Source organism: Allobosea sp. GW821-FHT03A12, from assembly GCF_058986765.1.
Genome location: NZ_JBYSVZ010000001.1, coordinates 917,539 through 943,814, shown reverse-complemented (window position 1 = coordinate 943,814; position 26,276 = coordinate 917,539). Strand labels below are relative to the sequence as shown.

At 67.4% G+C, this 26,276-nt stretch carries 25 protein-coding genes; 13 read left to right on the top strand and 12 right to left on the bottom strand.

The genetic code is table 11. The features are described from left to right. Positions 1-2: 2 nt before the first annotated feature. The 5 genes from AC3WLC_RS04420 to AC3WLC_RS04400 all read right to left on the bottom strand — a co-directional run bounded on the left by AC3WLC_RS04420 (position 3) and on the right by AC3WLC_RS04400 (position 5,306). The gene (locus tag AC3WLC_RS04420) at positions 3-1,469 is read right to left on the bottom strand and encodes a phenylacetate--CoA ligase family protein (protein WP_493682721.1); all 1,467 of its coding nucleotides are present in this window, start codon (positions 1,467-1,469) and stop codon (positions 3-5) included. Beyond that, positions 1,469-2,569 carry an acyl-CoA dehydrogenase family protein gene (locus tag AC3WLC_RS04415; protein ID WP_493682720.1) on the bottom strand — a complete coding sequence of 367 codons (1,101 nt, stop codon included), beginning with the start codon at positions 2,567-2,569 and terminating at the stop codon, positions 1,469-1,471. Before AC3WLC_RS04415 ends, AC3WLC_RS04420 begins: the two co-directional genes overlap by 1 nt. Continuing rightward, entirely contained in the window at positions 2,566-3,786 is a 1,221-nt protein-coding gene (locus AC3WLC_RS04410) for an acyl-CoA dehydrogenase family protein (protein ID WP_493682719.1), read from the bottom strand. The genes AC3WLC_RS04415 and AC3WLC_RS04410 overlap by 4 nt, the downstream gene beginning before the upstream one ends. A gap of 8 nt (positions 3,787-3,794) precedes the next feature. Next, positions 3,795-4,586 (bottom strand): enoyl-CoA hydratase, encoded by a 792-nt coding sequence (locus AC3WLC_RS04405; RefSeq protein ID WP_493682718.1) that lies wholly within the window; start codon positions 4,584-4,586, stop codon positions 3,795-3,797. 96 nt (positions 4,587-4,682) lie between these two features. After that, the gene (locus AC3WLC_RS04400) at positions 4,683-5,306 is read right to left on the bottom strand and encodes a flavin reductase family protein (RefSeq protein WP_493682717.1); all 624 of its coding nucleotides are present in this window, start codon (positions 5,304-5,306) and stop codon (positions 4,683-4,685) included. Positions 5,307-5,423: 117 nt separating this feature from the next. Between AC3WLC_RS04400 and AC3WLC_RS04395 the strand changes: the two genes are divergently transcribed. Together AC3WLC_RS04395 and AC3WLC_RS04390 are read left to right on the top strand one after the other, a co-directional pair. After that, positions 5,424-7,136 (top strand): acetolactate synthase catalytic subunit, encoded by a 1,713-nt coding sequence (locus tag AC3WLC_RS04395; RefSeq protein ID WP_493682716.1) that lies wholly within the window; start codon positions 5,424-5,426, stop codon positions 7,134-7,136. 187 nt (positions 7,137-7,323) lie between these two features. Next, positions 7,324-8,115: an IclR family transcriptional regulator gene (locus AC3WLC_RS04390; protein ID WP_493682715.1), complete on the top strand. Its 792-nt coding sequence runs from the start codon at positions 7,324-7,326 to the stop codon at positions 8,113-8,115. A 158-nt stretch (positions 8,116-8,273) separates the two neighbouring features. On the opposite strand, the gene AC3WLC_RS04385 is transcribed toward AC3WLC_RS04390, so the two are convergent. The 6 genes from AC3WLC_RS04385 to AC3WLC_RS04360 form a co-directional block, all read right to left on the bottom strand. Next, complete coding sequence (locus tag AC3WLC_RS04385) at positions 8,274-9,065, bottom strand: ABC transporter permease (RefSeq protein WP_493682714.1); 792 nt, start codon at positions 9,063-9,065, stop codon at positions 8,274-8,276. Next, positions 9,062-9,916: an ABC transporter permease gene (locus AC3WLC_RS04380; RefSeq protein WP_493682713.1), complete on the bottom strand. Its 855-nt coding sequence runs from the start codon at positions 9,914-9,916 to the stop codon at positions 9,062-9,064. Before AC3WLC_RS04380 ends, AC3WLC_RS04385 begins: the two co-directional genes overlap by 4 nt. Positions 9,917-9,924: 8 nt before the next feature. Next, positions 9,925-11,022 (bottom strand): ABC transporter ATP-binding protein, encoded by a 1,098-nt coding sequence (locus AC3WLC_RS04375; RefSeq protein ID WP_493682712.1) that lies wholly within the window; start codon positions 11,020-11,022, stop codon positions 9,925-9,927. A gap of 122 nt (positions 11,023-11,144) precedes the next feature. Continuing rightward, positions 11,145-12,170 (bottom strand): extracellular solute-binding protein, encoded by a 1,026-nt coding sequence (locus AC3WLC_RS04370; RefSeq protein WP_493682711.1) that lies wholly within the window; start codon positions 12,168-12,170, stop codon positions 11,145-11,147. 124 nt (positions 12,171-12,294) lie between these two features. Continuing rightward, positions 12,295-13,986 (bottom strand): thiamine pyrophosphate-binding protein, encoded by a 1,692-nt coding sequence (locus tag AC3WLC_RS04365; protein WP_493682710.1) that lies wholly within the window; start codon positions 13,984-13,986, stop codon positions 12,295-12,297. Between the two features lie 52 nt (positions 13,987-14,038). Then, on the bottom strand, positions 14,039-15,535 hold the full coding sequence (locus AC3WLC_RS04360; protein ID WP_493682709.1) for an aldehyde dehydrogenase: 1,497 nt from the start codon (positions 15,533-15,535) through the stop codon (positions 14,039-14,041). Positions 15,536-15,773: 238 nt separating this feature from the next. Here AC3WLC_RS04360 and hutC point away from each other — a divergent pair, with 238 nt between their 5' ends. Then, the gene (gene hutC / locus AC3WLC_RS04355) at positions 15,774-16,556 is read left to right on the top strand and encodes a histidine utilization transcriptional repressor HutC (protein WP_493682708.1); all 783 of its coding nucleotides are present in this window, start codon (positions 15,774-15,776) and stop codon (positions 16,554-16,556) included. 27 nt (positions 16,557-16,583) lie between these two features. Here the strand turns inward: hutC and AC3WLC_RS04350 are convergent, their stop codons facing one another. Then, entirely contained in the window at positions 16,584-17,366 is a 783-nt protein-coding gene (locus AC3WLC_RS04350) for an IclR family transcriptional regulator (RefSeq protein WP_493682707.1), read from the bottom strand. A 247-nt stretch (positions 17,367-17,613) separates the two neighbouring features. Here AC3WLC_RS04350 and AC3WLC_RS04345 point away from each other — a divergent pair, with 247 nt between their 5' ends. From AC3WLC_RS04345 to AC3WLC_RS04300, 10 genes are read left to right on the top strand one after another with little or no spacing between them, the layout of a single operon-like run. Next, on the top strand, positions 17,614-18,615 hold the full coding sequence (locus tag AC3WLC_RS04345; protein WP_493682706.1) for an ABC transporter substrate-binding protein: 1,002 nt from the start codon (positions 17,614-17,616) through the stop codon (positions 18,613-18,615). Between the two features lie 50 nt (positions 18,616-18,665). Further along, complete coding sequence (locus AC3WLC_RS04340; protein WP_493682705.1) at positions 18,666-19,424, top strand: ABC transporter ATP-binding protein; 759 nt, start codon at positions 18,666-18,668, stop codon at positions 19,422-19,424. A gap of 2 nt (positions 19,425-19,426) precedes the next feature. Further along, positions 19,427-20,194, top strand: a complete 768-nt coding sequence (locus AC3WLC_RS04335) for an ABC transporter permease (protein ID WP_493682704.1) — start codon at positions 19,427-19,429, stop codon at positions 20,192-20,194. A gap of 38 nt (positions 20,195-20,232) precedes the next feature. Beyond that, positions 20,233-21,555, top strand: a complete 1,323-nt coding sequence (locus tag AC3WLC_RS04330) for a UbiD family decarboxylase (RefSeq protein ID WP_152015762.1) — start codon at positions 20,233-20,235, stop codon at positions 21,553-21,555. A 16-nt stretch (positions 21,556-21,571) separates the two neighbouring features. Beyond that, a complete protein-coding gene (locus AC3WLC_RS04325; protein ID WP_493682703.1) occupies positions 21,572-22,180 on the top strand; it encodes a UbiX family flavin prenyltransferase in 609 nt (202 codons plus the stop codon). A 16-nt stretch (positions 22,181-22,196) separates the two neighbouring features. Further along, positions 22,197-22,940, top strand: coding sequence for an aspartate/glutamate racemase family protein (locus AC3WLC_RS04320; protein ID WP_493682702.1), 744 nt, complete (start codon positions 22,197-22,199; stop codon positions 22,938-22,940). Then, positions 22,937-24,040: an NAD(P)/FAD-dependent oxidoreductase gene (locus AC3WLC_RS04315; protein ID WP_493682701.1), complete on the top strand. Its 1,104-nt coding sequence runs from the start codon at positions 22,937-22,939 to the stop codon at positions 24,038-24,040. The genes AC3WLC_RS04320 and AC3WLC_RS04315 overlap by 4 nt, the downstream gene beginning before the upstream one ends. After that, positions 24,024-24,320: a (2Fe-2S)-binding protein gene (locus AC3WLC_RS04310; protein WP_493682700.1), complete on the top strand. Its 297-nt coding sequence runs from the start codon at positions 24,024-24,026 to the stop codon at positions 24,318-24,320. The genes AC3WLC_RS04315 and AC3WLC_RS04310 overlap by 17 nt, the downstream gene beginning before the upstream one ends. Further along, a complete protein-coding gene (locus AC3WLC_RS04305) occupies positions 24,317-25,723 on the top strand; it encodes an FAD/NAD(P)-dependent oxidoreductase (protein ID WP_493682699.1) in 1,407 nt (468 codons plus the stop codon). The genes AC3WLC_RS04310 and AC3WLC_RS04305 overlap by 4 nt, the downstream gene beginning before the upstream one ends. Next, a complete protein-coding gene (locus AC3WLC_RS04300) occupies positions 25,720-26,265 on the top strand; it encodes a TIGR02444 family protein (protein WP_493682698.1) in 546 nt (181 codons plus the stop codon). Before AC3WLC_RS04305 ends, AC3WLC_RS04300 begins: the two co-directional genes overlap by 4 nt. The last annotated feature ends 11 nt before the right edge of the window (positions 26,266-26,276 follow it).

Sequence of the window (26,276 nt, the reverse complement as noted above, 5' to 3'; positions counted from 1 at the left end):
CGTCACTTTCCTGACTGGCGCAGATCGAGCAGGCGCCGGGATTTGCCCGTGCTGCCGACCTGGGTGAGCGGCAGCAGGCTCCCCGGCGGAACGATCTCCACCGCGACCCGCACGCTCAGATCGCGGTGCAGCGCAGCCTCCATCTCAGCCGCGAATACCGCATCGTCGATCTCGTCCGACTTCTTCTCGACCCGCACCGTCATCGACTCGCGGCGCGACAGCCCCTCGCCCGAATAGGCGACGACACAGAGGAACTCGCCGGTCGCGCGCGGATCGGCGGTGACGGCGCTCTGGCAGGCCATCGGATAGACATTGGTGCCGCGCAGCTTCACCATCTCGTCGCTGCGCCCGAGGAACATCGAGAGCTTGCGCGTGCACAGGCCGCAGGAGCACTCCGAGCGCTCATAGGCGACGAGCAGGTCGCGCAAATCGTAGCGGATGATCGGCGGCGTGCTGCGATGCAGGCTGGTCACGACGAGATTGCCGCGCTCGCCGGCCGGCAGCACCGCGCCGGTCTCGACATCGGCGGTCTCGAGATAGACCGTGTCCTCGCTGATATGCTTGCCGTCCTGCGCTTCGCATTCGAAGGCGATCTGGCCGATCTCGTGGGTACCGTAATTGTCGTAGACCGGGCAGCCCCAGGCTTCCTCGAGCTGGGCGCGCAGATGGCCGTCGACATCGGGACCAAGGAAGGAATGCAGCCGCTTCGTCTTGAGCGACCGCAGGTCGAAGCCTGTCTCGTTCGCCACCTGGACGAGGCGCGCCAGATACTCGGCGCGGCCATACCAGGCGGTCGTGCCGATCTTGAGCGCGTATTCGAGCTGGCGCTCGCTCGGCGTCACCACGCCCGAGCCGGTGGTGACCGGCATGGCGCCGAGCCAGTGCAGGCAGGCATAGAGCCCGCAATACCCGGCATTGGCCATCGCCAGCGTGTAGGTGATCTGCACGGCGTCGCCGGGGCGCGTCCCTTGCGCCCAGAGTGCGCGCGCCGTCTGGATCGCCTGCACTTCGAGCGCGACCGGATCGAACAGGGTCAGGCGCGGGAAGCCGGTGGTGCCGCCCGAGGTATGGACCTTGAAGGGCGTGCTCGCCAGGTCCTCGGCGGTCACCGGCTGGTGGCTGCCGAAGGGCGGCGCGGCCGCGATCGCCTCCTTGAGGTCGTCGCTGGTGAAGGTCGGCAGCTTCTCGATGTCGTCGAGGCCTCGGATATCGCCGGGCTCGAGTCCCGCCGCGCGCCAGCGCTTGTCATAGAACGGCGTGCGCCAGGCATCTTCCATGCGCGCCAGGAAGCGGGCGTTCTGCAGCGCATTCAGCTCCTGGTCGGACATCTTGCCGGTCGTCTGCGCGAAATGCGGCGGCGGCGGGTAGTCCCGCATCAGCCCATCCCAGTCGACGGCCTTCCAGTAATAGGGAACCGCCGGGGCGCTTTCCGCCTCCGCCTGCGCGGGTTTCACCTGGTTCAGCGACACTAGACTACCTCTTCTCTATCCGCGTCGGCTTTGCTGAGCCCGTCGCAATCCGTCGTCAGAAGGCTCTCGATGAAGCGGTCGCCGGCGCGCTTGCGCAGCGCCGCGGTGCCGCCGAAGCTGGCATGCAGCCGGCGCGCGCGCTTGAGATAGAAATGCGCGTCGGTCTCCCATGAGAACCCCATGCCGCCATGCAGCTGGATGCAGTCCGCCGTGATCTTCATCGCGGCGTCGGCGGCGATGACGCGGGCGATCTGCGCCGCGTCGAGATCGCCCGGCCGCTGCACCGCATCGCAGACCGCGAGCCGCGCATGCGAGAGCAGCGTGAAGCCGTCGGCGAGCCGATGCTTGATCGCCTGGAAGCGCCCGATCACCTCGCCGAACTGCTTGCGCTGCCTGACATGCGCCACGGCCCGTTCGAGCGCGGCCCTGGCGATGCCGACCAGCTCGACCGCCGTCAGGATATGGATCGGCAGCAGGAGCCGCTCGGCTTCGCCATGGCCACAGCGCGCCCGCGCTATCTCGGCATCCGGCGCCAATACGACGGATGCGATCGGCGTGGTCGGGTCCATCGGCTGAAGCGTCTGGCTCGTCGCCCCGGCCGTGCGATAGAGGACGAAACACTGACCCGCCTCCCCGGGCTCAAGGCGAAGGATATGGCTCGCGCCGGTCGCATGCTCGACCAATGGCAGGAGCGATCGTCCGTCGGAGAGGGGCTGGGCCTCGGCAGTCGCCAGCCCGAGCTGCACCGAGCCTTCCGCCAGCGCGCGCAGGAGCGTGTCGCCGACCGCGCCGAAATGCGGCGCGAGCGCGGGCAGGAACACTGCGGAAAGCGCATAGGGGCCGCAAAACAAATGCGCGCCCATCTCTTCGACGATATCCGCAGCCTCGGCGAGGCCGAGCCCGAGGCCGCCATGGCTGTCGGGCACCGCGATGCCGGTCCAGCCCATTTCGGCCGCGAGCCGCCAATGGCTCTCGACGAAGGCCGCGGAGGCATCGGCGCCCTGCGCCAGAGCCGCATTTGGAGCGGCCTCGGCGAGCGTGCGTGCCGCAGCGTCGCGCAGCATCTGGTCGGAATAGGCTGTTGAAACGCCCTGTGTCATCGGGGCAGCTCCAGGCCACGTTCGGCAATGATGTTGCGCTGGATTTCGGAGGTGCCGGCGAGGATGGTCTCGGCACGGGTCCAGAGGTAGTCGCGATGCCACAGGCCCTCGGCCGGTGCCGCCTTCTCCTGCGGTCCGTACTGGAAGGCCGGGCCCATGATGTCCATGGCGAGGTCGAAGAGGCGCTGATGCGTCTCGCTCCAGAGCAGCTTCACGGCCGAGCCCTCGACCCCCGGCGGCACACCCTCCTCCGCCTGCTTCAGCATGCGATCGGCATGCAGCCGCAGCGCGTGAGCATCGCAGAACAGGCGCGCGATCGCGTCGCGGATCAGCGGATCGTGGATCGCCGGCCGCCCGTCCCGCGGAGTCGTAGCGGCCAGCCGCACCAGATCCTCGAGCTCGGTCTGGAGCCGCACGATGCGCGGGATGAAATAGGTCCCGCGCTCGAAATTCGCGGCAGCCATGGCGATGCCCCAGCCAGCATTCTCCTCGCCGAGCCGACACGCGACCGGCACCTCGACCTCGTCGAGGAAGACCTCGCCATAGTCAGCCTCGCCGGTGATCTGGCGGATCGGCCGCACGCGGATGCCCGGCAGGCGCATGTCGACGAGGAAGACCGAGATGCCGCGCTGGCGCGGGCCTTCGCTCGAGGTCCGGGCGAGCAGGAAGCACCAGTCGCCGAGATGCGAGAAGCTCGTCCAGATCTTCTGGCCGTTGAGCACGTAGACGTCGCCGCGGCGCTCCGCCCGCGTCGCCAGCGAGGCGAGGTCGGAGCCGGAGTTCGGCTCCGAATAGCCCTGGCACCAGATCTCCTCATTGCCGAGGAGCTTCGGGATGAAGCGGTCCTTCTGCTCCTGCGAGCCGAAGGCGATCAGGGTCGGGCCGACGATGCCATGGCCGATCAGATTGACCGCAAGCGGCGCTTTGGCGCGGGCATATTCCTGATGATAGATCGCCTGCCGCGTCAGCGAGAGCGGCCGGCCGCCGACGGCTTCCGACCAGCCGAGGCCGGAGAGACCGGCCCGGCAGAGATGGTCCTCCCATTCGCGGCGGAAGGCGAGGCGCTGCATCTCGGCGGTGCCATAGCGGGCGCCCGCCAGCCGCGGCAGCTCCTGCGCGAACCAGGCCTTGATCCCTGCCCGGAACGCCTCGTCGGTCGGCGCGGCGAGAATGGGTGCCGGCGACAGGGCGACCGTCATGACGGAAAGGGTGTTCATTGCAGAGCTCACCGGCGCCCGCGCTCGATCGCGCTCGCCAGGCCGCTGCCACGCATCTGCGCGAACTCGTCCGAGACATGCGAAAGCTGGTGGCTGTCGAAATGCGCCGACAGCGCATTGCGGAAGCCCTGCATGTCCATGGTCCGGTTCAGCGAGCGCTTGATCAGCCGCAGCGCGAAGGGCGGCGCGGCAGCGACCCGCTCCGCCATGGCCTGCACCTCGCCTTCGAGATCGGCCCGGGCGACGACGCGGTTGACCATCCCGGCGGCCAGCGCCTCCTGGGCAGTGATGCGGGCGCCGGTGAACAGGAACTCCTTCGCCTTGCGCGTCCCCATCACCCAGGGATGGACCAGCACCTCGACGGCGGCCGCCCCCATGGTGTGGCAGACCGGATCGGCGAAGAAGGCGTCGTCAGCCGCGACAACGAGATCGCAGAGATTGGCGACCATGAAGCCACCGGCAATGCAGGCGCCCTGCACCTGCGCGATCGTCGGCTTCGGGCAATCCCAGATCCGCAGCGCATGGTCGAAATAGCGCAGCTGCTCATAGTCCCAGCGCTGCTCGACGGTGAAGCCCTGCCGCTTCGCCTGCGCCTCCTTGAGATCGTGCCCGGCCGAGAAGTGATCGCCCTGGCCGCCGATCACGATCACCCGGACCTCGGCATCGGCCGTGGCGGCAGCGAGAGCCGCATCCATCTCGTCCAGCAGGAGCTGGCTTTCGGCGTTCCGGGCACCCGGCCGCGCATGCAGGATGCGCGCGACCGCCCCCGACACGCTGTACTCGATCTCGCTGAACGCCATCTCGATATTCCAATATATGGATGCATATTGACAACACCGTCAGCATATCGCCCCAAATATGATGGTCAACAGACAATATGACAAAATTTATGTCCACTAAGTGGAATATAAATGCGAGCCGTCCCGACGCACGGGCGCCAGCGTGTAGACCTCGCCCAGGCCGGCATATTTCGGCCCGGCGATCCGGCAGAGAGGCCGCAGCCGCTCCGTCACCACCTTCCCGCCATCGAGAAGATCGTCGCGAACATGGAATCGCCGCACGCGCCCGACGATCAGTTGCGCACCATGATCACCGAAGGCGATGACCTGCTCGAGGCCGCATTCGAGCGCCGCGGGGACACAGACCAAGCGCGGCACCGCGACGTCGAGCGACGGCTCCAGCTCTAGGCCGAGCAGATCCGCCTCGCTGACATCGCATGGATGCTCGGCGGCACTGAGATGAACCGGCTGGACCAGCGTCTCGTCGGCGATGTTGACGACGAAGTCGCCGCGATCGGCGATGTTCCGCGCCGTATCCTTCAGCCCGTCGCCGCGACGCATGACACTGATCCCGATCAGCGGCGGCTCGGTCGAGAGATAGGTGAAGGCACTGAACGGGGCGAGGTTCACCACCCCCTCCGCCGACAGGCTCGTCACCCAGGCGATCGGGCGCGGAACGATCAATCCGGCCAGGAGCCTGTAGACCTCGTCGACCGATAGGCCGTCGACACTGCGATTCATTTAACTCCACCATATGAAATATCAATCCAGAATTTATCTTATATAGCATTGCTATGAGCCATAAAGCGCCACTATCGTTGCCAAACAGCATCCATATTATGGCACTCTAGATCGAACATGACCGAAAGCCAGCTGCCCACCGTCGCCGAAGTCATCGCCGCCGAGCTCGAAGCGTCCGGCATCGACCTGATCTTCGGTCAAGGCTCGCCATCCGCCCTCACCCTGGCGGCCGAGCGCCGCGGATTGCGACAGATCGGGTTCCGGACGGAGAATGCCGGAACGGCGATGGCTGACGGATTCGCCAGGGCCTCCGGCCGCCTCGGCTGCATCGCGACCCAGAACGGCGCCGCCGCATCGCTGGTCGCCGCGGGCTTAAGCGAATCCTTCAAGGCCTCCATTCCGGTGCTCGTCCTGGTCCAGGACGTCGAGCGCTCCCATGTCGACCGCAATGCCTTCCAGGAATTCGATCACGCGGCCCTCTTCGCCTCCTGCACGAAATGGTTCCGCCGGCTAGACGATGGCGCGCGAGCCCTCGAGATGCTGCGCAAGGCGATCCTGCTGGCGACGAGCGGCCGGCCGGGACCGGTGGCGCTCGCGATCCCCGCGGATGTGCTGGGCGAGCGGCTGCCGCAGCCCAGCGCGCCCCGCGCCATGCCCGCCGCCTTCCCCTCCCTTCGGCAGCAGCCCGAACCGGCCGCGATCGCCGAGGCCGCCCGCCTGCTCGCCGGCGCCAGGACGCCGATCATCGTCGCCGGCGGCGGCGTCCACACATCTGGCGCGCAGGCCGAGCTTGCCGGCCTGCAGCAGCGCTTTGCGTTCGGCGTCGCGACGACGATCATGGGCAAGGGGGCCGTGAACGAAGTCGATCCGCTCTCTCTCGGCGTGGTCGGCAGCGCGATGGGCCCCGGCAGCCCCTCGCGGGCGATGCGCTCGCTCATCCGCTCGGCCGATGTGGTGATGTTCGTCGGCAACCGCACCAACGACAACGGCACGGCCTCCTGGAGCCTGTTTCCGAGCGGCGCCGAATTCATCCATGTCGACGTCGCCGTGGACGAGGCGGTGCGCAATTACCCCGCCTTGCCGCTGATCGGCGACGCCCGCACCACATTGCACGCGCTCGGCCTGGCGATGGCCGAGCTTGCCGATGCCGAAAGCGGCGCGGCCCGCCGCCGCCCTCTGCTCGCAGACGCCATCGCGCAGGCACGCGCTTCAACCGCCGACGAGGTCGCAGCACTGACGCTGCGCTCCGGCGACCCATTGCGGCCGGAGCACCTGATGCATGTCCTGCAGGATCGGGCGCCCGCGGACACCGTCTTCGTCGCCGATGCCAGCTATTCCAGCCTCTGGGTCTCGCAATATCTGCAGGCACGCGAGCCGGCGCGTCGCTTCCTGTTTCCGCGCGGGCTCGCCGGAATCGGCTGGGGCTACCCGCTGGCGCTTGGCGCGCGCCTCGCCTTGCCCTCCACCCCCGTCGTCGCGGTGGTCGGCGATGGCGGCTTCTCGCATTGCTGGGCAGAGTTGGAATGCGCCGTCCGGCACGGCATCGACGTCAAGCTGATCGTGCTTAATAATGCGATCCTGGGCTTCCAGCGCCATGCCGAGATGCTGCGCTTCGGGCAGGCGACAGAAGTCTGCGCGATCACCCGGATCGACCATGCGATGATCGCCCGCGCGGTCGGCTGCGCCAGCGCGACCGTCTCCTCTGCAAGCGACCTGGCTGCCGGCCTCGATACGATGTTCGCCGAGAAGGGCCCCTTCCTTCTCGATGTCCACGTCGATCCGGACGCGTTTCCGCCGATCGCCGGCTTCGCCAGGCTACAGGCCTCTTGAATGGGCCGACCCGACGGAATGTCGCCGAGGATCTGCAGCCCTTCGGTCGACCTTCTCAAGGCTCGGGCGGAAGGCTATCTGCTCGACATGGGTCAACTCTGACCTATGGTCCGATGAAGAGACCGAATGAGATTGTTCGAGGCCTGGGCCTGCAATGGGCCGACGGGGAAACGGAGACCTTCAACACATGGCGCAGGATGGCGAGAGCACGGCGCGGGAGCCCGGCCAAGGCACCCAGGTCATCGACCGCGCCGTCTTCCTGCTGCGCTCAATCGCCCAAAGCGGCGGGTCGGCGCGCCTCACCGATCTGGCGCGCGCCGCCGACCTGGCGACCCCGACGGCCCGGCGCATCCTGAAGCGGCTCGTCGACCATGGCATGGCCGGGCAGGATCCCGAGACGCAGCGTTACCATTTGGGCATGCTCGCCTATGAGCTCGGGCTTGCGGCGAGCCACAGGGTCGATGTCGCAGCCCGGCTGAAGCCATTGATGCAACGGCTGGCCGAGCTCTCCGGAGACACCGCCTATCTGGTGATGCGGCAGGATTTCGAGGTCGTCTGCATCGACCGGGTCGAGGGCAACTACCCGATCAAGACACTGACCTTGAAGGTCGGCGACCGCTATCCGCTCGGCATCACCGCAGGCAGCCTTGCCCTGCTCGGCGCGCTGCCGACAGCCGAGGCCGATGCGATCGTCGAAGCCAATCGCAACGCCTACTCCGAGCGCGGCCACCTCACCGTCGAGCAATTGCGCGACGATCTCGAGAAGACGCGGCAGCGCGGATATGCCCTGCGGCGCGACGCGATCACCGATGGCAGCATCGGCATCGGTCTTGCCGTCCCCAACGGATCGCTTCCACCCTATGCCGCGATCAGCCTCGCCATGGTGCTGGAGCGCATGACCGACAGCCGGCGGGGGCAACTCCTGACGATGATGCGGAGTGAGCTGGATGCCATCGCAGGGAAGCGGGATCGCTCGTAATTTGCGTCGGCCACTGCAGCATTAATCGGCCGGCTCAACAGCGGCGGCTGTCTCGCGGTTGCAGTCGCGTCCGTTTCCGCCGCTTCGCCACCTCGACGGAAGCCATGCCGGTCGCTCCAATGCGAATGCACGGGCATGACACTTAAGCCGACTGGACATCAGCGCAGCACGCGGCGCAGGCCCGAGAGCCGGTCGATGACGACCATCACGACGATGGAGATCAGGATCAGCGAGCTGGCGAGCGCCGCCCCGACCGCGTCGTACTGGAACTTGATATAGGAGAAGAGCTCGACCGGCAGCGGCGTCCAGCCCGCAGGCGCCAGGAAGACCGAGATCGGGAAATCGTTCCAGGACAGGACGAAGCAGAGCACCAGGCTGGAAACCAGGCCGGTCCTGATCACCGGCAAAGTGATCGAGACCATCGTCCGCACCGGCCCCGCCCCGACATTGCGCGCGGCCTCCTCGAGCGAGAGATCGAAGTTCTGCATGCTCGCCGTCAGGATGCGGACGGCGAAGGGCAGGACGTGGATCGAATGCCCGATCACCAGCGCCGGAATGCCGGAGCCGAAGCCCAGGCGGGCGAAGAAGACATAGAGCGCGAGGCTGAAGATCGTCGTCGGGATCAGCAGCGGCGACATGATCAGGAGGTTGATCAGCGCCTTGCCGCGGAAATCGTAACGGACCATCGCCAGCACGACCATGAAGGCGAGCGTATTGGCGATCAGCGTCGCCGCGATGCCGAGCCAGAGGCTCACCCCCATCCCCCGCACGAAATTGTCGGAGGTCCAGGCCTGGCGGAACCATTCCAGCGTGAAGCCCGAGGGCGGCAGGATGAACTCCTGCGGGTTCACCGAAACCAGAAGGGTGATCAGGATCGGGAAGAACAGGAAGCCCATCGCCAGATAGGTGACGAGCCGCAGCGCCAGGGCGCCCAGGTCGAGCCGGATCATCGCTTCGCCTCCAGCCGGTTAAGGATCAGCTTGCCGAACAGGAAGGACATGCCGGTCAGGATCGTCGCATTGGCCAGGATCATGATCACCGACAGGCTCGATGCGAAGGGAAGGTCGTTGTTGAGCAGCGCCTCGCGGTAGATGACGAGGCCGATCATCTGCGTGTCGTTGGCGCCGACCATCAGCGGCACCGCGAAGGCCGAGAAGTTCAGGGTGAAGACGATCACCAGGCCGGCATAGAGGCCGGGCAGCGTCAGCGGGAAGGTGATGCTCCAGAAGGCGCGCCAGCGATTGGCGCCGACATTGCGGGCCGCCTCGACGAAGGAGGGATTGATGCGCTCGATCGAGTCCAGCAGCGAGAGCACGATATAGGGCATGCCGATATAGACCAGCAGGATGATCACGCCCTTGAGGTCCCACATATAGCGGACAGGCTCGCCATAGACGCCGATCGCGATCATCAGCGAGTTCAGGAGGCCGCCGCCGCGGAAGATGACGATCCAGCCATAGACCAGGGTGACGAGGCCGATCAGCAGCGGCGCCAGCACCATCGTCATCAGGATGCTCTTCTGCAGCCCGCGCGTCTGGGCGATGTAGAGCGCGACGGGGTAGCCGAGCAGCACCGAGATCGCGGTCGCGACGATGGCGATGCGGATCGAGAACCAGAGCGTGTTGATCAGGTACCAGGAACTGCCGAGGAAGCGGGCATAATTGTCCATGGTCAGGGCGGAGACCATGTAGGCGCCGTCGACGCCCTGGTTGAAGCTGGTCCGCGCCACCCAGAGCAGCGGCATGACCACGAAGATCAGCAGCGCCACCATCGCCGGAGCGAGCAGGAGCGGAGCCGCCATCCCCCTCCTCACGGCCGGCCTCCCTCGCTGCGGATCAGCCTGAAATCGCCGGGCTCGGCGCCGATGCGGACGCCATCGCCGATCGCGGCGACACCGCCGGCCTGGTGCGTCTCGACATAGACGCCCTCGCCGCCGTCGAGCTGGACGGTGTAGCGGATCGTCGGGCCGTAATATTCGACGAAGCTGATCCTGCCGGGAAAGACGTTGGGCCCGTCCTGGCCGGGCGGATAGATCCGGATGCGCTCGGGGCGCAGCAGCACGCGCACCTGCTCGCCAGCGGCGATCGAGGCCGGCGCCGACACGAGCAAGTCGAGATTGCCGCGGGTGCGCACGGTCAGAACCCCGCCGGACGCCGCGGTGACCGCCCCGTCGAAGAAGTTGGTGGTGCCGACGAAATCGGCGACGAACTCCGACTGCGGGTCGTCATAGACCTCGGCCGGGCGGGCGATGCGGGCGATCTTGCCGCGGTTCATGATCACCACCCTGTCGGACATCGACAGCGCCTCTTCCTGATCATGCGTGACGTAGAGCGTCGTCATCTTCAGGCGCGACTGCAATTGCTTCAGCTCGCGCCGCATCGCGACGCGCAAGGCGCGGTCGAGATTGCTGAGCGGCTCGTCCATCAGCAGGAGCTGCGGTTCGAGTGCCAGCGCCCGGGCCAGGGCGACGCGCTGCTGCTGACCGCCGGAGAGCTGACGCGGCAGGCGGTCCTCATAGCCGGACAGGCCGGTGACCCCGAGCGATTCCTCGATCTTGCGGGCGATGAAGGCCCGTTCGCGCTTGCGCAGCTTGAGGCCGAAGGCGACGTTCTCGGCGACCGTCATATGCGGCCACAAAGCGTAGTTCTGGAAGACGAAGCCGACCTCGCGCTTCTCCGGCGGCAGATGAGTGACATCCCGGCCGTTGACCCGGATGGTGCCGTCGCTCGCCATGATGAAGCCGGCGATCATCCGCAGGGTCGTGGTCTTGCCGCAGCCGCTGGGGCCGAGCAGCGACACGAACTCGCCATGGCCGACGTCGAAGGAGACGTCGTCGACCGCCATGACGTCACCATAGCGCCTGCAGACGGAAGCGACCTCGATGGCCTTGTCCTGTGATGCGTTCATGTCATCCGCTTTGCCGGATAAAGGCGTCGTCGAGACTTTGATCGGCGCGCCCGACGAGCGGGCGACGCCTTGCGAGGAGTGTGGCGCCGACCTGCTCGTCCGGTCGGCGCTTGCGAGCGCGCTCACTTGCTCGTCATCTGGTTGAGCTGGTTCTGCCACTTGGCCTTGTTGGCCGTGATCTTCTCCTGATCGGGCAGGAACAGCCGCTTGAACTGCTCGTTCTGGACCAGGAGGTCACGGAACTGGAAGTCGGCCGGGATCGGCGCGTTCTGCACGGTCGGGGCGTAGAGATTGCGCGTCGCGAAGGCGATCTGGACTTCCGGACTCAGGACGTAGTCGACGAAGGCCTGCGCCTTGGCCGGATCCTTGGCCGCCTTGGTGATGTTGATCGTGCTGATCAGCGGGAAGGTGCCCTCGGCCGGGCGGACGAACTTGACGTTCTTGGCGCCCTTCTCCAGCAGCTCCTTCATGCGCCCGGTCGCCAGCATGCCGAGCCAGGCGTCCTGCGTCTGGAACAGCGAGACCATCTGGCTTTCGACGTCGAGCGAACCGATCAGGTTGCCGCTCTTGATCAGCGCCGCCATCTTGTCGAGGCCAGGCTGGATATTGTCGATGCCGCCGCCGTTCCGCTCGGCCTGCTGCACGGTCAGGCTGAGCGTCGGGATGTGCTCGAAGCCGTAGATGACGACGTGGTTCTTGTAGTCCGGCTTCCAGAGCTCGTCCCAGCTCGTCGGGGCTGTCTTCACCTTGTCGGCGTTGTAGGCGAGCACGTAGTCGCCGACATTGACGAAGACCGTATAGGGCGAGTGGACCGCATTCGGGTACAGGTTCGCCATGTTCGCGATCTTGGCCTTGTCGAGGGCCAGCCACAGGCCCTCCTTCTCGCCGGCGATCGAGTTCAGCAGCGTGTTGGTGGCGACGTCGACCTGCCCGAGCCGCGCCTTGACGAGATGGTCGGGGCTGGCGCCGACAACCCACTCGATCTTGCAGTTATGGGCCTTCTCGAAGCCGGCGGCGACCGATTCATAGGTCTTCTGATAGCTGCCGCCCCAGGTGGTGACCCTGAGCTTGCACTCCTGGGCCAGCGCGGGAGAGGTCAGCGCGCCGAGCGTCCCGGCGAGCAGCAAAGCCGAAATCGTCCTGTTCATCTTGGAATCCCCGATTCTTGGTTGCAGTCAGATCCGCAGCGGCCCTCTTCTGTCGGAGGGCTCGAATGGCCGGCGCCATCTCAGTGGCGCCGGAAGAGCCTGCCGCCCGCAGCGGCAGGGGCAGTCAGTGCTTCGCCTTGCGGCGGTTCCTGAGGTCGGTCAGCGAGTAGCGCGAGTGGATCGCTTCCTGGTCGACGCACATCTCGATCAGAGCCGGCTTGCCGGACGCAAGGCAGCGCTCGAAGGCCGGCGCGAACTCCTCGGTCCGGGTGACGCGCTCGGCATGGGCGCCATAGGCCAGCGCCAGCGCGTGGAAGTCGGGATTGACCAGCTGGGTGCCGTTGACGCGGCCCTCGAGGCGGTTCTCCTCGTGGATGCGGATCGTGCCGTACATGTTGTTGTTGAACAGCACGATGATCACCGCCGCCCCGTATTGCACGGCGGTCGCCAGCTCCTCCGAGCTCATCTGGTAGCAACCGTCGCCGACGAAATCGACGACCACCCGCTCAGGGTAGAGCAGCTTGGCCGAGATCGCCGCCGGCAGGCTGTAGCCCATCGAGCCACTGATCGGGCCGAGCTGCGTATGCAGCCGGTAATGCGCGAAATAGCGCTGGCTCCAGGTCGCGTAGGCGCCGACGCCGTTGGTGACGATGGCGTCCTCGGGCAGGCGCTGGCGCAGCCATTTCATCAGCTGCGGCAGGTCGATCTCGCCCGGACAGGGCCGCGGCGTCGTCTCGATCTCGAAGGTCTTGCGCAGGGCGGCCGTCCACTCGCCGCGCGCGGCATGGTCGACCGGCGCATGGCCGGCGAGCCGGCGGGCGAAGGCGTCATTGTCGGCGAGCAAGGCGAGGTCGACCTGAAAGACCCGGTTGAGCTCGTCGAAACTGCGGGTGACGTGGACGAATTTCTGCCTGGGCACCGGGATGTCGAAGAGCGTGAACCCCTCCATGTAGCCGGCGCCGATCGTGTTCACGTCGCTGAGCGCGTCGTTGCACATGACGACGAAGTCGGCGTCCTTGACATGGGCCAGCAGCGCCGGGTTCGAGCCGATGCCGATCTCACCGACATAGCAGGGCAGGCGATGGTCGATGATGTCGCGCCGCCGGAAGGTGGTGACGACCGGGACGTTGTTGGCGAGCGCGAAGGCCTGGATGTCGTTGCGCGCGCCTTCCGTCCAGCCGGAGCCGCCGACGATCAATAGCGGACGCTGCGCCGCCGAGAGCATGGCGAAGACCTGCGCGACTGCCTCGTCCGAGGGCTCGCCGGCCGAGGCCGGCACGCTCGGCTTGCCCGGCGCGACCTCGCACTCCTCCTCGAACACATCCTCCGGCACCACCAGCACGACCGGCCCCATCCGCCCGGTCATCGCCGTCTGGTAGGCGCGCTGCACGAATTCCGGGATGCGCCTGGGGTCGTCGATCTGGGCGACCCATTTCGTCATCGGCGCGAACATGGTGCGGAAGTCGTAGGCCATGAAGGCTTCGCGCTCCATCAGCGCGCGCTTCACCTGCCCGACGATCAGGATCATCGGCGATGAATCCTGATAGGCGGTGTGGACGGCGTTGACCGCGTTGGTCGCGCCCGGGCTGCGGGTGACGAAGGCGATGCCGGGCCGGCCGGTCAGCTTGCCATAGGCCTCGGCCATCTGCGCCGCGCCGTTCTCATGCCGGCAGCTGATCGCGCGAATCTCGGGATAGCGCACGCCGAGCGCATCGAGCGCGCAGAGGAAGCTCTCGCCGGGAACGTGGTAGATGATCTCGGCGCCGTTGAGCTTGAGCTCGTCGGCGAGGATCTCGCTCCCTTTTCTCATCACCATGACGTCGGTTTCCGCTTGAGGCAGTGTCGAAGGGGCATGCTGCTGATCGCCCTCAGCCGATGACGAAGGGGTTGGCGATCTCATCCGCGGTCGAGAGCCAGACCGCCTTGGTCTGCAGGTATTCGCGGATGCCCTCGGCGCCGTTCTCGCGGCCGATGCCGCTCTTCTTGTAGCCACCAAACGGCGTCGTGTAGGAGATGTCGCGATAGGTGTTGACCCAGACGCTGCCGGCCTCCAGCCGATCCGACATGCGCATGGCGAGCTTCATGTCGCGGGTCCAGACGCCGGCAGCCAGGCCGAACTCGCTGTCGTTGGCGATCGCAACCGCCTCGTCGGCATCGTCGAAGACCAGGGTCGAGAGGATCGGCCCGAAGACCTCCTCGCGCGCGATCCGCATCTCGTTGTTGACGCCGGTGAAGATCGTCGGCTCGACGAAGAAGCCACGCGCGCACTCGTCGCCGTCCGGACGCTTGCCGCCGAGCAGCAGCTCGGCCCCGTCCTGGCGGGCGATGTCGACATAGCCGAGCACCTTCTCGAACTGCATCTTGTTGGCGATCGGGCCGACCTGGGTGCGGACATCACGGGGATCGCCGACGCGGGCCGTCCTGGTGAAGGCAGCGAGCTTCTCGACAAACTGGTCATGGACACGGCGCTGCACGAGTAGACGCGAGCCGGCGATGCAGGTCTGACCGGTCGCGCCGAAGATGCCGCCGACCACGCCGCGCACGGCATTGTCGAGATCGGCGTCATCGAAGACGATGTTGGGCGACTTGCCGCCGAGCTCCAGGCTGACCCGCTTCACATCCTTCGCCGCCAGCGAATAGAGATGCGCGCCGGTCGCGGTCGAGCCGGTGAAGCCGACATGGCGGGTCAGCGGATGGGTGACCAGCGGCTCGCCGACCTCCTTGCCGAAGCCGGTGACGACGTTGACGACGCCGGGCGGGAAGCCGGCGGCCTCGACCAGCTCCATCAGCTTTAGAGCGGTAGCCGAAGTGTGCTCGGCCGGCTTCAGCACCAGCGTGTTACCGGCGGCGAGCGCGGGAGCAGCCTTCAGCGAGAGCAGCAGCAGCGGCGCATTCCAGGGCACGATCGCCACGCAGACGCCGAGCGGCTCGGGCCGTGAATAGCTCAGAGCCGGCTTGTCGCAGGGGTGCACGACGCCTTCGATCTTATCGGCCAGGCCGGCATAGTAATAATACCACTTCGGGATGTAGCGGATCTGGTGCTGCATCTCGGCCAGCAGCCGGCCATTGTCGCGCACCTCGATCTCGGCGAGCGCGTCGGCATGCTCCTCGATCAGCGTGCCCAGGCGGTGGATGATCTTGCCGCGATCGGAGGGGTGCATCTTGCCCCACGGCCCCTCCTTGAAGGCGCGATGGGCGGCGCGCACGGCGCGGTCGGCATCCTCGGCGCCGCCGCGCGCGACCATCGCCCAGGGCTGCGCGGTGAAGGGATCGACCGTCTCGAAATACTCTCCGGAGGCCGGCTTCACCCACTGGCCGTCGATGTACATGTCCAGCGTGCGCAGCGCGGGCGAATGCGACGTCATCAGAATCTCTCCCGTCATAGCCGGGCGCAGTCGAGACCGAGGCGCTTCCTGGCTAGATTTTTTATCATATCATTTCAAAGTTGATATGATATCAATATGCGATACTGATCCGATCGATCTTTGGGTGTCAAGCACCTTCCTGTTGAAAAAATACGCAGGCCGCTCTTAAAGGCGGCAGAGAGCGATACCGTTTGAATGGCATTGTGATATCAAACCTCCCCAAGCAGAGGACCCTTGCATGACCGAGCTGACCCAGGTCACCCAGCCGCTCTACGGACAGATCAAGACCGCGATCGAAAGGCGGATCCGTGCCGCGGAATGGCCGGCGGACTTCCAGGTCCCGCGCGAGGAGGACCTCGCGGTCGAGTTCGGCGCCTCTGCGCTGACGGTGCGCCGCGCGCTCCGGGAGTTGCAGGCCGAGGGCATGCTGGTCCGCGTCCAGGGCCGCGGCACCTTCGTCGTCGGCCCGCGCATGCAATGCGCGATCTTCGAGCTCTCCGACGTCTCCGAGGAGATCTCGGCGAGCGGCGGCGTCCATACCAGCGAAGTGATGTCGCTTTGCGCGTTGGCGCCGGACAGCCCCTTCATCGGGCTGCTCGCCCTGCCGGCGGGCAGCACCGTCTTCCACTCGCGCCTGCTCCACAAGGAGGACGGCACGCCGGTTCAGATCGAGGACCGCTTCATCAACGCCGCCGAGGCACCCGCCTATCTCGACCAGGATTTCACCCGGCTCACGCCGCACGCCTATCTGTTGCGGATGACCGAGGTCACCTTCGTCGACAACACGATCCGCGCCATCCGGCCCGACGACGAAAGCCGCGAAGCCCTCCAGATCGACGCCAACCAGCCCTGCCTTTTGCTCGACCGCCGGACCTGGCGCGGCGACGTGCCGGTGACGCGCAGCCGCTTCCTCTATCCCGGAGATCGCTACCGCCTGCGCAGCGCCCATGAGGCGACATCGGCCCAGCCGGTCCTGTCGGCGCCGGGCGGCACCGGACAGTTCCCGAGACGGATCCGCTAGCGCTGAAGAGCTTCGAACCGCGGCGGCCTAACCCTGGCTCCGCGAAAGGCGGCGGGCAGTCTCGACGACCATGGCGATCAGCTCCTCCTGCCGCTCCTGCGTGAACCGGTAGCTCGGGACGGTCACCGTGATGCTGCCGACGACCTTGCCGCGCGCGTCATGGGTGACGGCCGAGATCGCGCTGATCTCGCCGTCGAGCTCGCCGAAATTGAGCGCATAGCCACGCTGGCGCGACGTCTCCAGCTCCTGCCGCAAGGCCGCGGGATCGGCGATCGTCCGTTCGTTGAAGCGCTCCAGCACCCCAGCGCAATAGGCCTCGATCGCTTCGGACGGCTCATGGGCGAGCAGGATCTTGCCGCAGGCCGTGCAATGGCCGGGATCGCGCCGGCCCGGCTCGGAGAAGATCCGGACGGCGCCGGGGCCGGGAACCTGCTCGATCGTCACGGCATCGCTGCCGTCCCACATGTTGAAGCTCGCGGTCTCGCCCGATCGCGCCGCCAGTTCCTCCAGAGCCGGCCGGACCAGGTCCTTGATGTGCAGCTCGGCCAGCACGGGCGCGGCGAGCAGGACAAGGCCGGGCCCGAGCTTGATCCGGGCCGAGGCCGCATCGCGCTCGACCAGCCGCGCCGCCACCAAGGTCGCGACCAGCCGCGAGATCGAGCTCTTGTGCAGCCCGATCCGCCGCGCGATCTCGTTGATCCCCAGCGGCTCCGGCGACCCGGACAGGCAGCGCAGGATGGCTATCGCATGCTCGACAGCACCGACCGTGGCGCCTCGCCCCTCGCTCGGTTGCGCAACGGGATTTTCCATCAGGGCACGCTCCCGCATCTTGCTTGACGAGGCCGGCAAAGGCTGACAAGCTCGTATTGTGCAACACTGTTGTGCATTGCGCAACATAATTTTTCCAAGAGATGCGCGGCACCGGGCTCGTTCGAGCCGGGCCGGGCCATTCGGGGATGAGCCGGTGGGCACGCCGGCAGGGGCGATCGCGGCGACGCGAATCCGGACGGCGAGCGGGCGAGGCCCGGCGGCCTTCCGGGAAAACGGGGAGGTTTTGATGCACAAGCTCGGAATTCTGACGGCATCCCTTGCCGCCATGCTCGGCTTCGGCAGCCTGAGCATCGAGGCGCGGGCTCAGGCCCAGGTACCGGCGCCGAAGAAGATCACCTTCCTCACCAACTACGTCTACAACGGCCGCCACGCCCCGTTCTTCGTCGGCCGCGACAAGGGCTTCTACAAGGAAGCCGGCTTCGACATCGACATCGCGCCGGCGACCGGCAGCGGCTTCGTCATCGCCGCCGTCGACGGCGGCAAGGCCGATTACGGCATGGCGGAGGTCGGGCCCGTCGTTCAGGCGATCGCCAAGGGCGCCAAGCTCAAGGCCTTCATGGTCTACACCGACGTCACCACCAGCGGCCTCGCCTCGCTGACGCCGTTCAAGACGCCGGACTCGATCATCGGCAAGCGGATCGCGGCGTCGCAGACCGACAGCGCCCGCGTCGTGCTGCCGATCATCTTCGACGAGAAGAAGCTCGACGCCTCCAAGCTGGACTGGCAGGCTGCCGACCCCGGCGTCTATTTCTCGCTGCTGCTCAGCAACCGGGCCGACCTGTTCACCGCCAGCTCCGACGGCGACATGCCGGCCCTGACCAAGGTCGCGACCGCCCAGGGCAAGACCGTCGAATTCTCAAGCTTCGTCGACTGGGGCTATGACGTGTTCGGCTATGTCCTCGTCGCCGGCACGCCGACCCTCGAGAAGAACCTCGACGAGGCCAAGCGCTTCGCCGCCGCGACGCGCAAGGCGGTCGAATACGCGATCAAGAACCCGGAAGAGACCGCCGACATCATGGTCAAGGCCAACCCGGCGATGAACCGCGACACCGTGCTGACGCAGTGGACCGGCGCGATCAAGTCGATGCAGACGCCCTACACCGCCGAGCACGGCTATGGCGCGGCCGAGGACAAGCGCATCCAGCGCACGATCGAGCTGGTCAAGAAGGCGCTGAAGCTCGACGCGGCGCTGACGCCCGACGACCTCTTCGCGATCAAGGGGAAGTAGGCCGCCCCGGCCGCCCTTCTCAGCCTGACGACCGCACTCCGGAAGCCTCCATGTCCACCTCCCTCGTCATCGACAACCTGTCGAAGACCTTCGGCTCGACCCTGGCGATCGACCAGGCCTCGTTCTCGGTCCCCGAGAACAGCTTCGTCTCGATCGTCGGGCCCAGCGGTTGCGGCAAGTCCACCTTGCTGCGCATCGCCGCCGGGCTGGTGCGCGCCAGCAGCGGCCGCATCAAGCTGCGCGGGCAGGAGGTCACCGGCCCGATCCGCGATGTCGGCATGGTCTTCCAGTCGCCGGTGCTGCTGCCCTGGCGCACCACCCTCGGCAACATCCTGTTCGTCGCCGAGATGGGCGGGCTGCGCGCTGCCGACTATGAGGGCCGCGCCCGCGAACTGATGGCGCTCGCCGGCCTCTCCGGCTTCGAGGAGAGCCGCCCCTTCGAACTGTCCGGCGGCATGCAGCAGCGCGCCGCGATCTGCCGGGCGATGCTGCTCAAGCCCTCGCTGATCCTGATGGACGAGCCCTTCGGCGCGCTCGACGTCATCACCCGCGAGCGCATGGGCTTCGCCTTGCAGACGCTGTGGGAGGAGAGCCGCAATACCGTTCTCTTCGTCACCCACAGCATCACCGAGGCCGTCCTGCTCTCCGACATCGTCGTGGTGATGTCGCCGCGGCCGGGACGGATCCACGACATCGTCGAGATCGACCTGCCGCGCTCGCGCACCACCGCGACCTTGCGCGATCCCCGCTTCGTCGCCTTCGCCGCCCGGGTGCGCGAGGGCATCGAAGCCGGCGAGACGGAGTACTGACGATGGCCGAGACCTCCGTCCTCGCGCGCCTGCGTCCGCTCCTGTTCCTGGCCGTCCTGCTGCTGGCCTGGGAGATCGGCGCGCCGCTGCTCGGCATTCCCGGCTATGTGCTGCCGCTGCCGTCCGCGATCGCCGCCCGCTTCGCCGAGACCGCCTCGCTTCAGCTGCACGGGCTGTTCATGACCGGCATGACGACGCTGGTCGGCCTCGCTCTGGCGCTGGTCTTCGGCGTCTTGCTCGCGCTGCTCGTCATCTATGTGCCGATGCTGCGCTCGATCGTCATGCCACTGCTCGCCGCCTTCAACTCGATCCCGAAGATCGCGGTGGCGCCGCTGTTCGTGATCTGGTTCGGCCTCGGCGTCGAATCCAAGATTATCCTCGCTTTCCTCCTCGCGCTGTTCCCGATCTTCGTGAATTCGCTGACCGGCCTCGGCGAGATCGAGGCCGATGTCATCGACCTCTCGACGCTGGCCGGCGGCACGCGCTGGCGCATCTTCACCAAGGTGCGCCTGATGAACGCCGTCCCCTACATCACCGACGCGCTCAAGGTCGCCTTCCCGCTGGCGCTGGTCGGCTCGATCGTCGGCGAGTTCATCGGCGGCAACAGCGGCATCGGCCATCTCATCCTGTTCGGCCAGTTCAACATGGACACCCCGCTCGTCTTCGCGGCGCTGGTCTCGATCACCGTCTTCACCACGCTCGGCATCGGGGCGGTCTCGCTGTTCGAGCGCATGGCCCTGACCTGGCGCCCCTCGCAACGCCGGCGCTGACGCGCCCGCCCCGACATCACATCCGCAAGGACACTCCGATGAGAAATTACATCGCTCGCCTGAAGGAGAGAGGCGATCTGCTGGTCGTCGACAGGGAGGTCGATCCCTTCCACGAGCTCGCCGCGGTGACCCATGCCGCGCAGAAGCGCTGGGGCAAGCCGATCCTGTTCAACAAGGTCAAGGGCACCCGCTTCCCGGTCGTCACCAATGTCTACGGCTCGCGCGAGCGGCTGGCCGAGATCATCGGCATCGACGCCGCCGATTTCTGCCGGCAATGGAGCAATCTCGCCAATCTCGGCAGCAGCGCCGGCGGCCCCGCCTTCGTGCAGTCGCAGGATGACGAGCTGATCGAGTGCAAGCTCTCCGAGCTGCCGCTGATCACCTACTCCGACCGCGACGCAGCGCCCTATTTTACCTCGGCGATGTTCATCGCCAAGGACCCCGAGACCGGCGTCGGCAACCTGTCCTATCACCGCTCGATGTTCGTCAGCGACGAGGAGCTGCGCTGCCGGCTGGCACCGCGCCACCACCTGACGATCTATCACGAGAAGGCCGAGAAGATGGGCAAGCCGCTCGAGGCGGCCATGCTGATCGGCGCGCCCTCGACCTCGTTCCTGACCGCCGCCGCCCCCCTGCCCTATGATGTCGACGAGCTCGAGGTCGCGGCCCGCCTCAAGGGCAGCCCGATCGCGATGCGCAAGTGCAAGCATATCGACCTCGAAGTGCCGGCCGATACCGAGATCGTCATCGAGGGTCGCTTCCTGCCGAACGAGCGCCGGCCCGAAGGGCCGTTCGGCGAGTTCATGGGCTATTACGTCCCCGAAGGTCCGAACGCGGTCTTCGAGGTGCTGGGCGTCACCGTCCGCAAGGACGCCGTCTTCCACTCGATCCTGTGCGGCTCGGCCGAGGAGGTGCTGACGCTGGAACTCTCGGTCTCGGCGAACATCTACCAGCGCCTCAGCGCCGCCTTGCCGGGCATCCTCGACGTCACCTGCCAGCCCTTCGTCAACCACGCCATCGTCAAGATGGACACGCAGTTCGAGGGCCATGCCCGCCAGGTCATGCTGGCGACGATCGGCGCCGAGCCGATCTGGGCCAAGATCATCACCGTCGTCGACCCCGACGTGAACATCTACGACATGGACGACGTGATGTGGGCGACGCTGACGCGCTGCCGGCCCGACAAGGACATGCTGATCATCCCGGAGACGCCGTCCTTCTATCGCGACGAGCAGAAGGACCATTGGGGCCGCCTGCTGATCGACGCGACCAAGCCCTTCCACCGCAAGCCGGAATTCGAGCGCAAGAAGATCCGCCTCGCCGACCAGATCGTCCTCTCCGACTGGTTCGACAACGCCTGAGGGCAGCGGTGTTCCCATGAGCGATCACGACACGCCCGCGCGCATCATCGTCGGCATAAGCGGCGCCTCCGGCGCAGTCTACGGCGTGCGGGCGCTCGAATTGCTGGCGACGGCAGGCGTCGAGACGCATCTCGTCGTCACACGCTCGGCCCATCTGACTTTGTCGCAGGAGCTCGGCATGAGCCCTGCGGCGCTGGCCGAGAAGGCGAGCGTCGTCCACAACATCCAGGATATCGGCGCGACGATCTCCAGCGGCTCGTTCCGCACGCTCGGCATGCTGATCGCCCCCTGCTCGGTGCGGACCATGTCGGAGATCGCGACCGGCGTGACTTCGACCCTGATCAGCCGGGCGGCCGACGTCGTGCTCAAGGAGCGGCGCAAGCTCGTGCTGATGGTCAGGGAGACCCCGCTGCATCTCGGCCATCTCAGGACGATGACCAGCCTCGCCGAGATGGGCGCGATCATCATGCCGCCGGTGCCGGCCTTCTACGCCCTGCCGGAGACGATCGCCGACATGGTCGACCACAGCGTCGGGCGCGCCCTCGACCTGTTCGGTGTCGATTCCGGCGCGGTCCGCCGTTGGGCCGGCATGGCGGCTGCCCGCAAGACCGCTTCCGAAGCCTGAGCGCAGGAGCCCGGTCATGACACCATCCGCGCATCAACCCAGACGCCGCCCGGTGCATGGCGCGATGATCGGCGTCATCGTGCTCGACACCGGCTTCGACCGCTTGCCCGGCGACGTCGCCAACACCGGGACCTGGGACTTTCCAGTGCAGTTCCGCGTCGTGCGCGGCGTGACGCCGAAGGACGTGATCGAGGGCGACCCGCAGCAGTCGCTCGGCCCATTCCGCGAGGCGATCGACGATCTCGTCGCGATCGGCGCCGCCGGCATCACCACGAGCTGCGGCTTCCTTGCCGCGGTCCATCCGGAGCTGCGCCGTCATTCGCCCGTGCCGATCGCGACCTCCAGCCTGATGCAGATCCCGCTCGCGCTCAGCCTGCTGCCCGAGGGCCAGACCGTCGGCGTGATCGTCTCCGACCGCAAGGCGCTGCAGGACCGGCATTTCCGCAATGTCGGCGCCCCGACCGGCCTGCCGCTCGGCGAGTTGCCGGAGAACGGCGTCATCCGCTCGCATATGCGCGAGAACCGCCCGCTCGCCGATCACGCCGCCCAGGAGCGCGAGGTGCTGGCGGTCGTCGAGCGCATGCTGGCCGAAACCCCGGCGATCGGCGCCATCGTCAGCGAATGCGCCAACCTGCCGCCGCACTCGGCGGCGATCCAGCGCACATTCGGCCTGCCGGTCTTCGACATCGTCACCTTGGTCGACTGGCTGCATGCCGCGATCCGACCGCGGGAGTACGGCATTCCGAGGTCGCGCAGATGACCTACGACCTCGTCGTGGTCGGCGGCGGGCTGATAGGCGCCGCGATCGCCTGGGGCGCGAGCCGGGCCGGCGCCAGCGTCGCGCTGCTCGACGAGGGCGATGTCGCCTACCGGGCCTCGCGCGGAAATTTCGGCCTGATCTGGCTGCAGGGCAAAGGCGTCGGCAAGCCGGCCTATATGCACTGGTCGCTGCGGGCCGGCCGCCTCTGGAAGGACCTTGCAGGGGAACTCCATGCCGCGACCGGCCTCGATACCGGCTGGCGCCCGACCGGCGGCCTGCACTTCTGCTTTTCGCAAGCCGAACTCGACAAACGCCGCGACGTCCTCGCCCGCAGCCAGGCGGATGGCGGCAAGATCACCATGCAGTTCCTCGACCGCGCGGCGCTGCGCGACCTCGTGCCCGGGATCGGCCCCGAGGTCGTGGGGGCCTCGTTCTCGCCGGAGGATTCGCATGTCAGCCCGCTCTATCTGCTGCGCGCCTTGCAGCAGGCCTTGCAGGACCGCGGCGGCAGCTATCGGCCGGGCACCGCCGTCGCCGAGATCCGCCCCGAAGCCGGCGGCTTTGCCGTGGCAACGCCGTCCGGGCCGGTCCATGGCCGCCGCATCGTCCTCGCCGCAGGGCTCGGCTCCGCCCGGCTCGCGCCGCAGCTCGGCCTGTCGATGCCCGTGGAGCCCGAGCGCGGCCAGATCGTGGTGACGGAGCGCGTGCGCCCCTGCTTCCCCTATGCCGCCAACTGCCTGCGCCAGACTGCCGAGGGCTCCTTCCTGTTCGGCAGCAGCCATGAGGAAGTCGGCTTCGACGACGCCACGCAGGTGGCGACCGCCGCCGATCTCTGCGCCACGGCCCTGCGCGTCCTGCCTGGCCTGGAGTCCGCGGGGGTGGTCCGTTTCTGGGGCTCGCTGCGAGTGATGACGCCTGACGGCCTGCCGATCTACGAGGAGTCCAGCCGCTATCCCGGCGCCTTCGCCGCGACCTGCCATAGCGGCGTGACGCTCGCCAGCGTGCATGCCTTCGACATCGGCCCGGCCGTCGCGGCCGGCGCCCTTCCCGCAGCGGTCGCCAGTTTCGGAAGCGGACGGTTCGATGTTCAGGCGCATTGAGCCCGGCGCTGCCGAAGACGGCCTGACGCTGACCTTCGAAGGGCGAGCGATAGCCTTCCGTCCCGGCGACAGCCTGGCAGCAGCTCTGCTCGCCGCCGGCATCGGCGCGCTGCGCCAGAGCCCCGTCGACGCCTCGCCGCGCGCACCCTATTGCATGATAGGCGTTTGCTTCGAGTGCCTGGTCGAGATCGACGGCCGGCAGAACCAGCAGGCCTGCCTGACACCGGCTGAGGACGGCATGGTCGTTCGCCGCCAGATCGGCGCGAGGCAATTGCCATGACGCCGGACTGGGATGCGATCGTGATCGGCGCCGGCCCCGCCGGCATGGCGGCAGCGGCGACCTTGGCCGAAGGTGGCGCCCGCACCCTGCTGCTCGACGAGCAGGCCGAGCCTGGCGGCCAGATCTACCGCGCGATCGAGCGCAACCGCGGCAATGCCAGGCTCTCGGCGATCCTCGGGCCCGACTATCTGCACGGCGCGGCGCTCACCGAGCGCCTGCGTGCCTCCGGCGCCCAGCTACGCTTCTCCAGCACCGTCTGGCGGGTCGAGCCTGGCGCCGCGGTCTGGTCGCGCACAAACGGTACTGTCGCGCTCGACCGGGCCAAGGCGCTAGTGATCGCCACGGGGGCAATGGAACGCCCGGTGCCGCTGGCGGGCTGGACCTTGCCGGGCGTGATGACGGTCGGCGCCCTGCAGATCCTGCTGAAGACCGGCGGTCTCGTGCCGAGCGGCAAGCTCGTCCTCGCCGGCACCGGCCCCCTCTTCTATCTCTTCGCGCGGCAATGCCTCGATGCCGGCGTCGAGTACCTGACCTTGCTCGACACCGCCCGGCCCCGGAACATTCCCGCCGCGCTGCCGCATCTACCGCGCGCTTTCACCGGTCAGGGCTGGCGCTATCTGGCCAAGGGCGCCGGCCTGCTCGCCGCGCTGATGCTCGGGCGGGCACAGCTCTTTCGCGGCGTCAGCGAGATCGCGATCGAGGGCGAGGAGCGCGCCACCGCGATCCGCTTCCGCACTGGGCGAACGCCGCACCGGCTCGACTGCGATCTGGTCGGCCTGCATGAGGGCGTGATCCCGCAGCAGCAGCTGCCGCGCGCCCTCGGCTGTGCCTTCGACTGGAACGACGCCCAGTCCTGCTTCCAGCCCCGCCGCGACGCATGGGGCGCCAGCACGCTGCCGGGCATTTCCATCGCCGGTGATGCCGGCGGCATCGTCGGAGCGCAGGCCAGCCACCATGAAGGCGATGCCGCCGCCCTCGCCATCCTGGCGGAGCTTGGCCGGATCACCACGGCCGAACGCGACGCCCGGCTGCGCAGCATCCGGAAGGCGCACAACGCCCATCTGACCGCTCGGCCCTTCCTCGACCGCCTGTACCGGCCGAGCCCCGACCTTGTCGCGCCGCCGGACCCGGTCACGATCTGCCGCTGCGAGGCGGTCTGCGCCGGCTCGCTGCGTCAGGCGGTGGCGCGCGGGGCGCTCGGCCCCAGCCAGGCCAAGGCCTTCCTGCGCGTCGGTATGGGGCCGTGCCAGGGACGGCTCTGCGGACCGAGCGTGACCGGCCTGATCGCGCGCGAGACAAACCGGAGCGAGGCCGAGACCGGCTATTATCGCGTCCGCGACCCGATCAAGCCCGTCACTGTCGGCGAACTGGCAAGAGCCTCGCAGCGTGGAGACTCAAGATGAGCAAGCTCGACCTCGACGGCCCGCTCTGGCGTTTCGCGCTGGAATTCTATGCGCTGCCCAGCGTTGCCGAAGCCTGCCTGAGCTTGCAGGACGAAGCCGGGCTCGATGTGATCCAGCTGCTGGTCGCGACCTATGCCGACCTCGTCCTGCGGCAGCCCCTCTCAGTGGCGGATGTCGCGGAGCTCAACCAGCAGACGACCGAATGGCGGACCGCGACGGTGCTGCCGTTGCGCGAGATCCGCCGTGTGCTCAAGGCGCCGCGAGACGGCTTTCCCGAGGAACGGCAGCTCCTGCGGGAGAAGGTTAAGGCGGCCGAGCTGCTGGCCGAGCAGATCCAGCTCGCCATGACCGGGCAATGGCTGGGCCAGCGCGAGCCGAGGCCCGGCCTGCCGATGCAGGAGGTGCTCGGCTTGCTCCTCAAGAACGAGGCAGGGCAGCAAGGAAGCGAACGGACGATCGGCATCGCGCTCTCTGCCCTGGCGACCGCGAGGGACACCATCGTCCGCAACCGCGGCACGACCGAGGGCGCTGGGGATCGCTGATCCCCCCGCGA

Coding starts and splice junctions, on each gene's coding strand:
- AC3WLC_RS04415 (WP_493682720.1), bottom strand. CDS start 2,569: ATGACACAGGGCGTTTCAACAGCCTATTCCGACCAGATGCTGCGCGAC.
- AC3WLC_RS04410 (WP_493682719.1), bottom strand. CDS start 3,786: ATGAACACCCTTTCCGTCATGACGGTCGCCCTGTCGCCGGCACCCATT.
- AC3WLC_RS04405 (WP_493682718.1), bottom strand. CDS start 4,586: ATGGCGTTCAGCGAGATCGAGTACAGCGTGTCGGGGGCGGTCGCGCGC.
- AC3WLC_RS04400 (WP_493682717.1), bottom strand. CDS start 5,306: ATGAATCGCAGTGTCGACGGCCTATCGGTCGACGAGGTCTACAGGCTC.
- AC3WLC_RS04395 (WP_493682716.1), top strand. CDS start 5,424: ATGACCGAAAGCCAGCTGCCCACCGTCGCCGAAGTCATCGCCGCCGAG.
- AC3WLC_RS04390 (WP_493682715.1), top strand. CDS start 7,324: ATGGCGCAGGATGGCGAGAGCACGGCGCGGGAGCCCGGCCAAGGCACC.
- AC3WLC_RS04385 (WP_493682714.1), bottom strand. CDS start 9,065: ATGATCCGGCTCGACCTGGGCGCCCTGGCGCTGCGGCTCGTCACCTAT.
- AC3WLC_RS04380 (WP_493682713.1), bottom strand. CDS start 9,916: ATGGCGGCTCCGCTCCTGCTCGCTCCGGCGATGGTGGCGCTGCTGATC.
- AC3WLC_RS04375 (WP_493682712.1), bottom strand. CDS start 11,022: ATGAACGCATCACAGGACAAGGCCATCGAGGTCGCTTCCGTCTGCAGG.
- AC3WLC_RS04370 (WP_493682711.1), bottom strand. CDS start 12,170: ATGAACAGGACGATTTCGGCTTTGCTGCTCGCCGGGACGCTCGGCGCG.
- AC3WLC_RS04365 (WP_493682710.1), bottom strand. CDS start 13,986: ATGGTGATGAGAAAAGGGAGCGAGATCCTCGCCGACGAGCTCAAGCTC.
- AC3WLC_RS04360 (WP_493682709.1), bottom strand. CDS start 15,535: ATGACGTCGCATTCGCCCGCGCTGCGCACGCTGGACATGTACATCGAC.
- hutC (WP_493682708.1), top strand. CDS start 15,774: ATGACCGAGCTGACCCAGGTCACCCAGCCGCTCTACGGACAGATCAAG.
- AC3WLC_RS04350 (WP_493682707.1), bottom strand. CDS start 17,366: ATGGAAAATCCCGTTGCGCAACCGAGCGAGGGGCGAGGCGCCACGGTC.
- AC3WLC_RS04345 (WP_493682706.1), top strand. CDS start 17,614: ATGCACAAGCTCGGAATTCTGACGGCATCCCTTGCCGCCATGCTCGGC.
- AC3WLC_RS04340 (WP_493682705.1), top strand. CDS start 18,666: ATGTCCACCTCCCTCGTCATCGACAACCTGTCGAAGACCTTCGGCTCG.
- AC3WLC_RS04335 (WP_493682704.1), top strand. CDS start 19,427: ATGGCCGAGACCTCCGTCCTCGCGCGCCTGCGTCCGCTCCTGTTCCTG.
- AC3WLC_RS04330 (WP_152015762.1), top strand. CDS start 20,233: ATGAGAAATTACATCGCTCGCCTGAAGGAGAGAGGCGATCTGCTGGTC.
- AC3WLC_RS04325 (WP_493682703.1), top strand. CDS start 21,572: ATGAGCGATCACGACACGCCCGCGCGCATCATCGTCGGCATAAGCGGC.
- AC3WLC_RS04320 (WP_493682702.1), top strand. CDS start 22,197: ATGACACCATCCGCGCATCAACCCAGACGCCGCCCGGTGCATGGCGCG.
- AC3WLC_RS04315 (WP_493682701.1), top strand. CDS start 22,937: ATGACCTACGACCTCGTCGTGGTCGGCGGCGGGCTGATAGGCGCCGCG.
- AC3WLC_RS04310 (WP_493682700.1), top strand. CDS start 24,024: ATGTTCAGGCGCATTGAGCCCGGCGCTGCCGAAGACGGCCTGACGCTG.
- AC3WLC_RS04305 (WP_493682699.1), top strand. CDS start 24,317: ATGACGCCGGACTGGGATGCGATCGTGATCGGCGCCGGCCCCGCCGGC.
- AC3WLC_RS04300 (WP_493682698.1), top strand. CDS start 25,720: ATGAGCAAGCTCGACCTCGACGGCCCGCTCTGGCGTTTCGCGCTGGAA.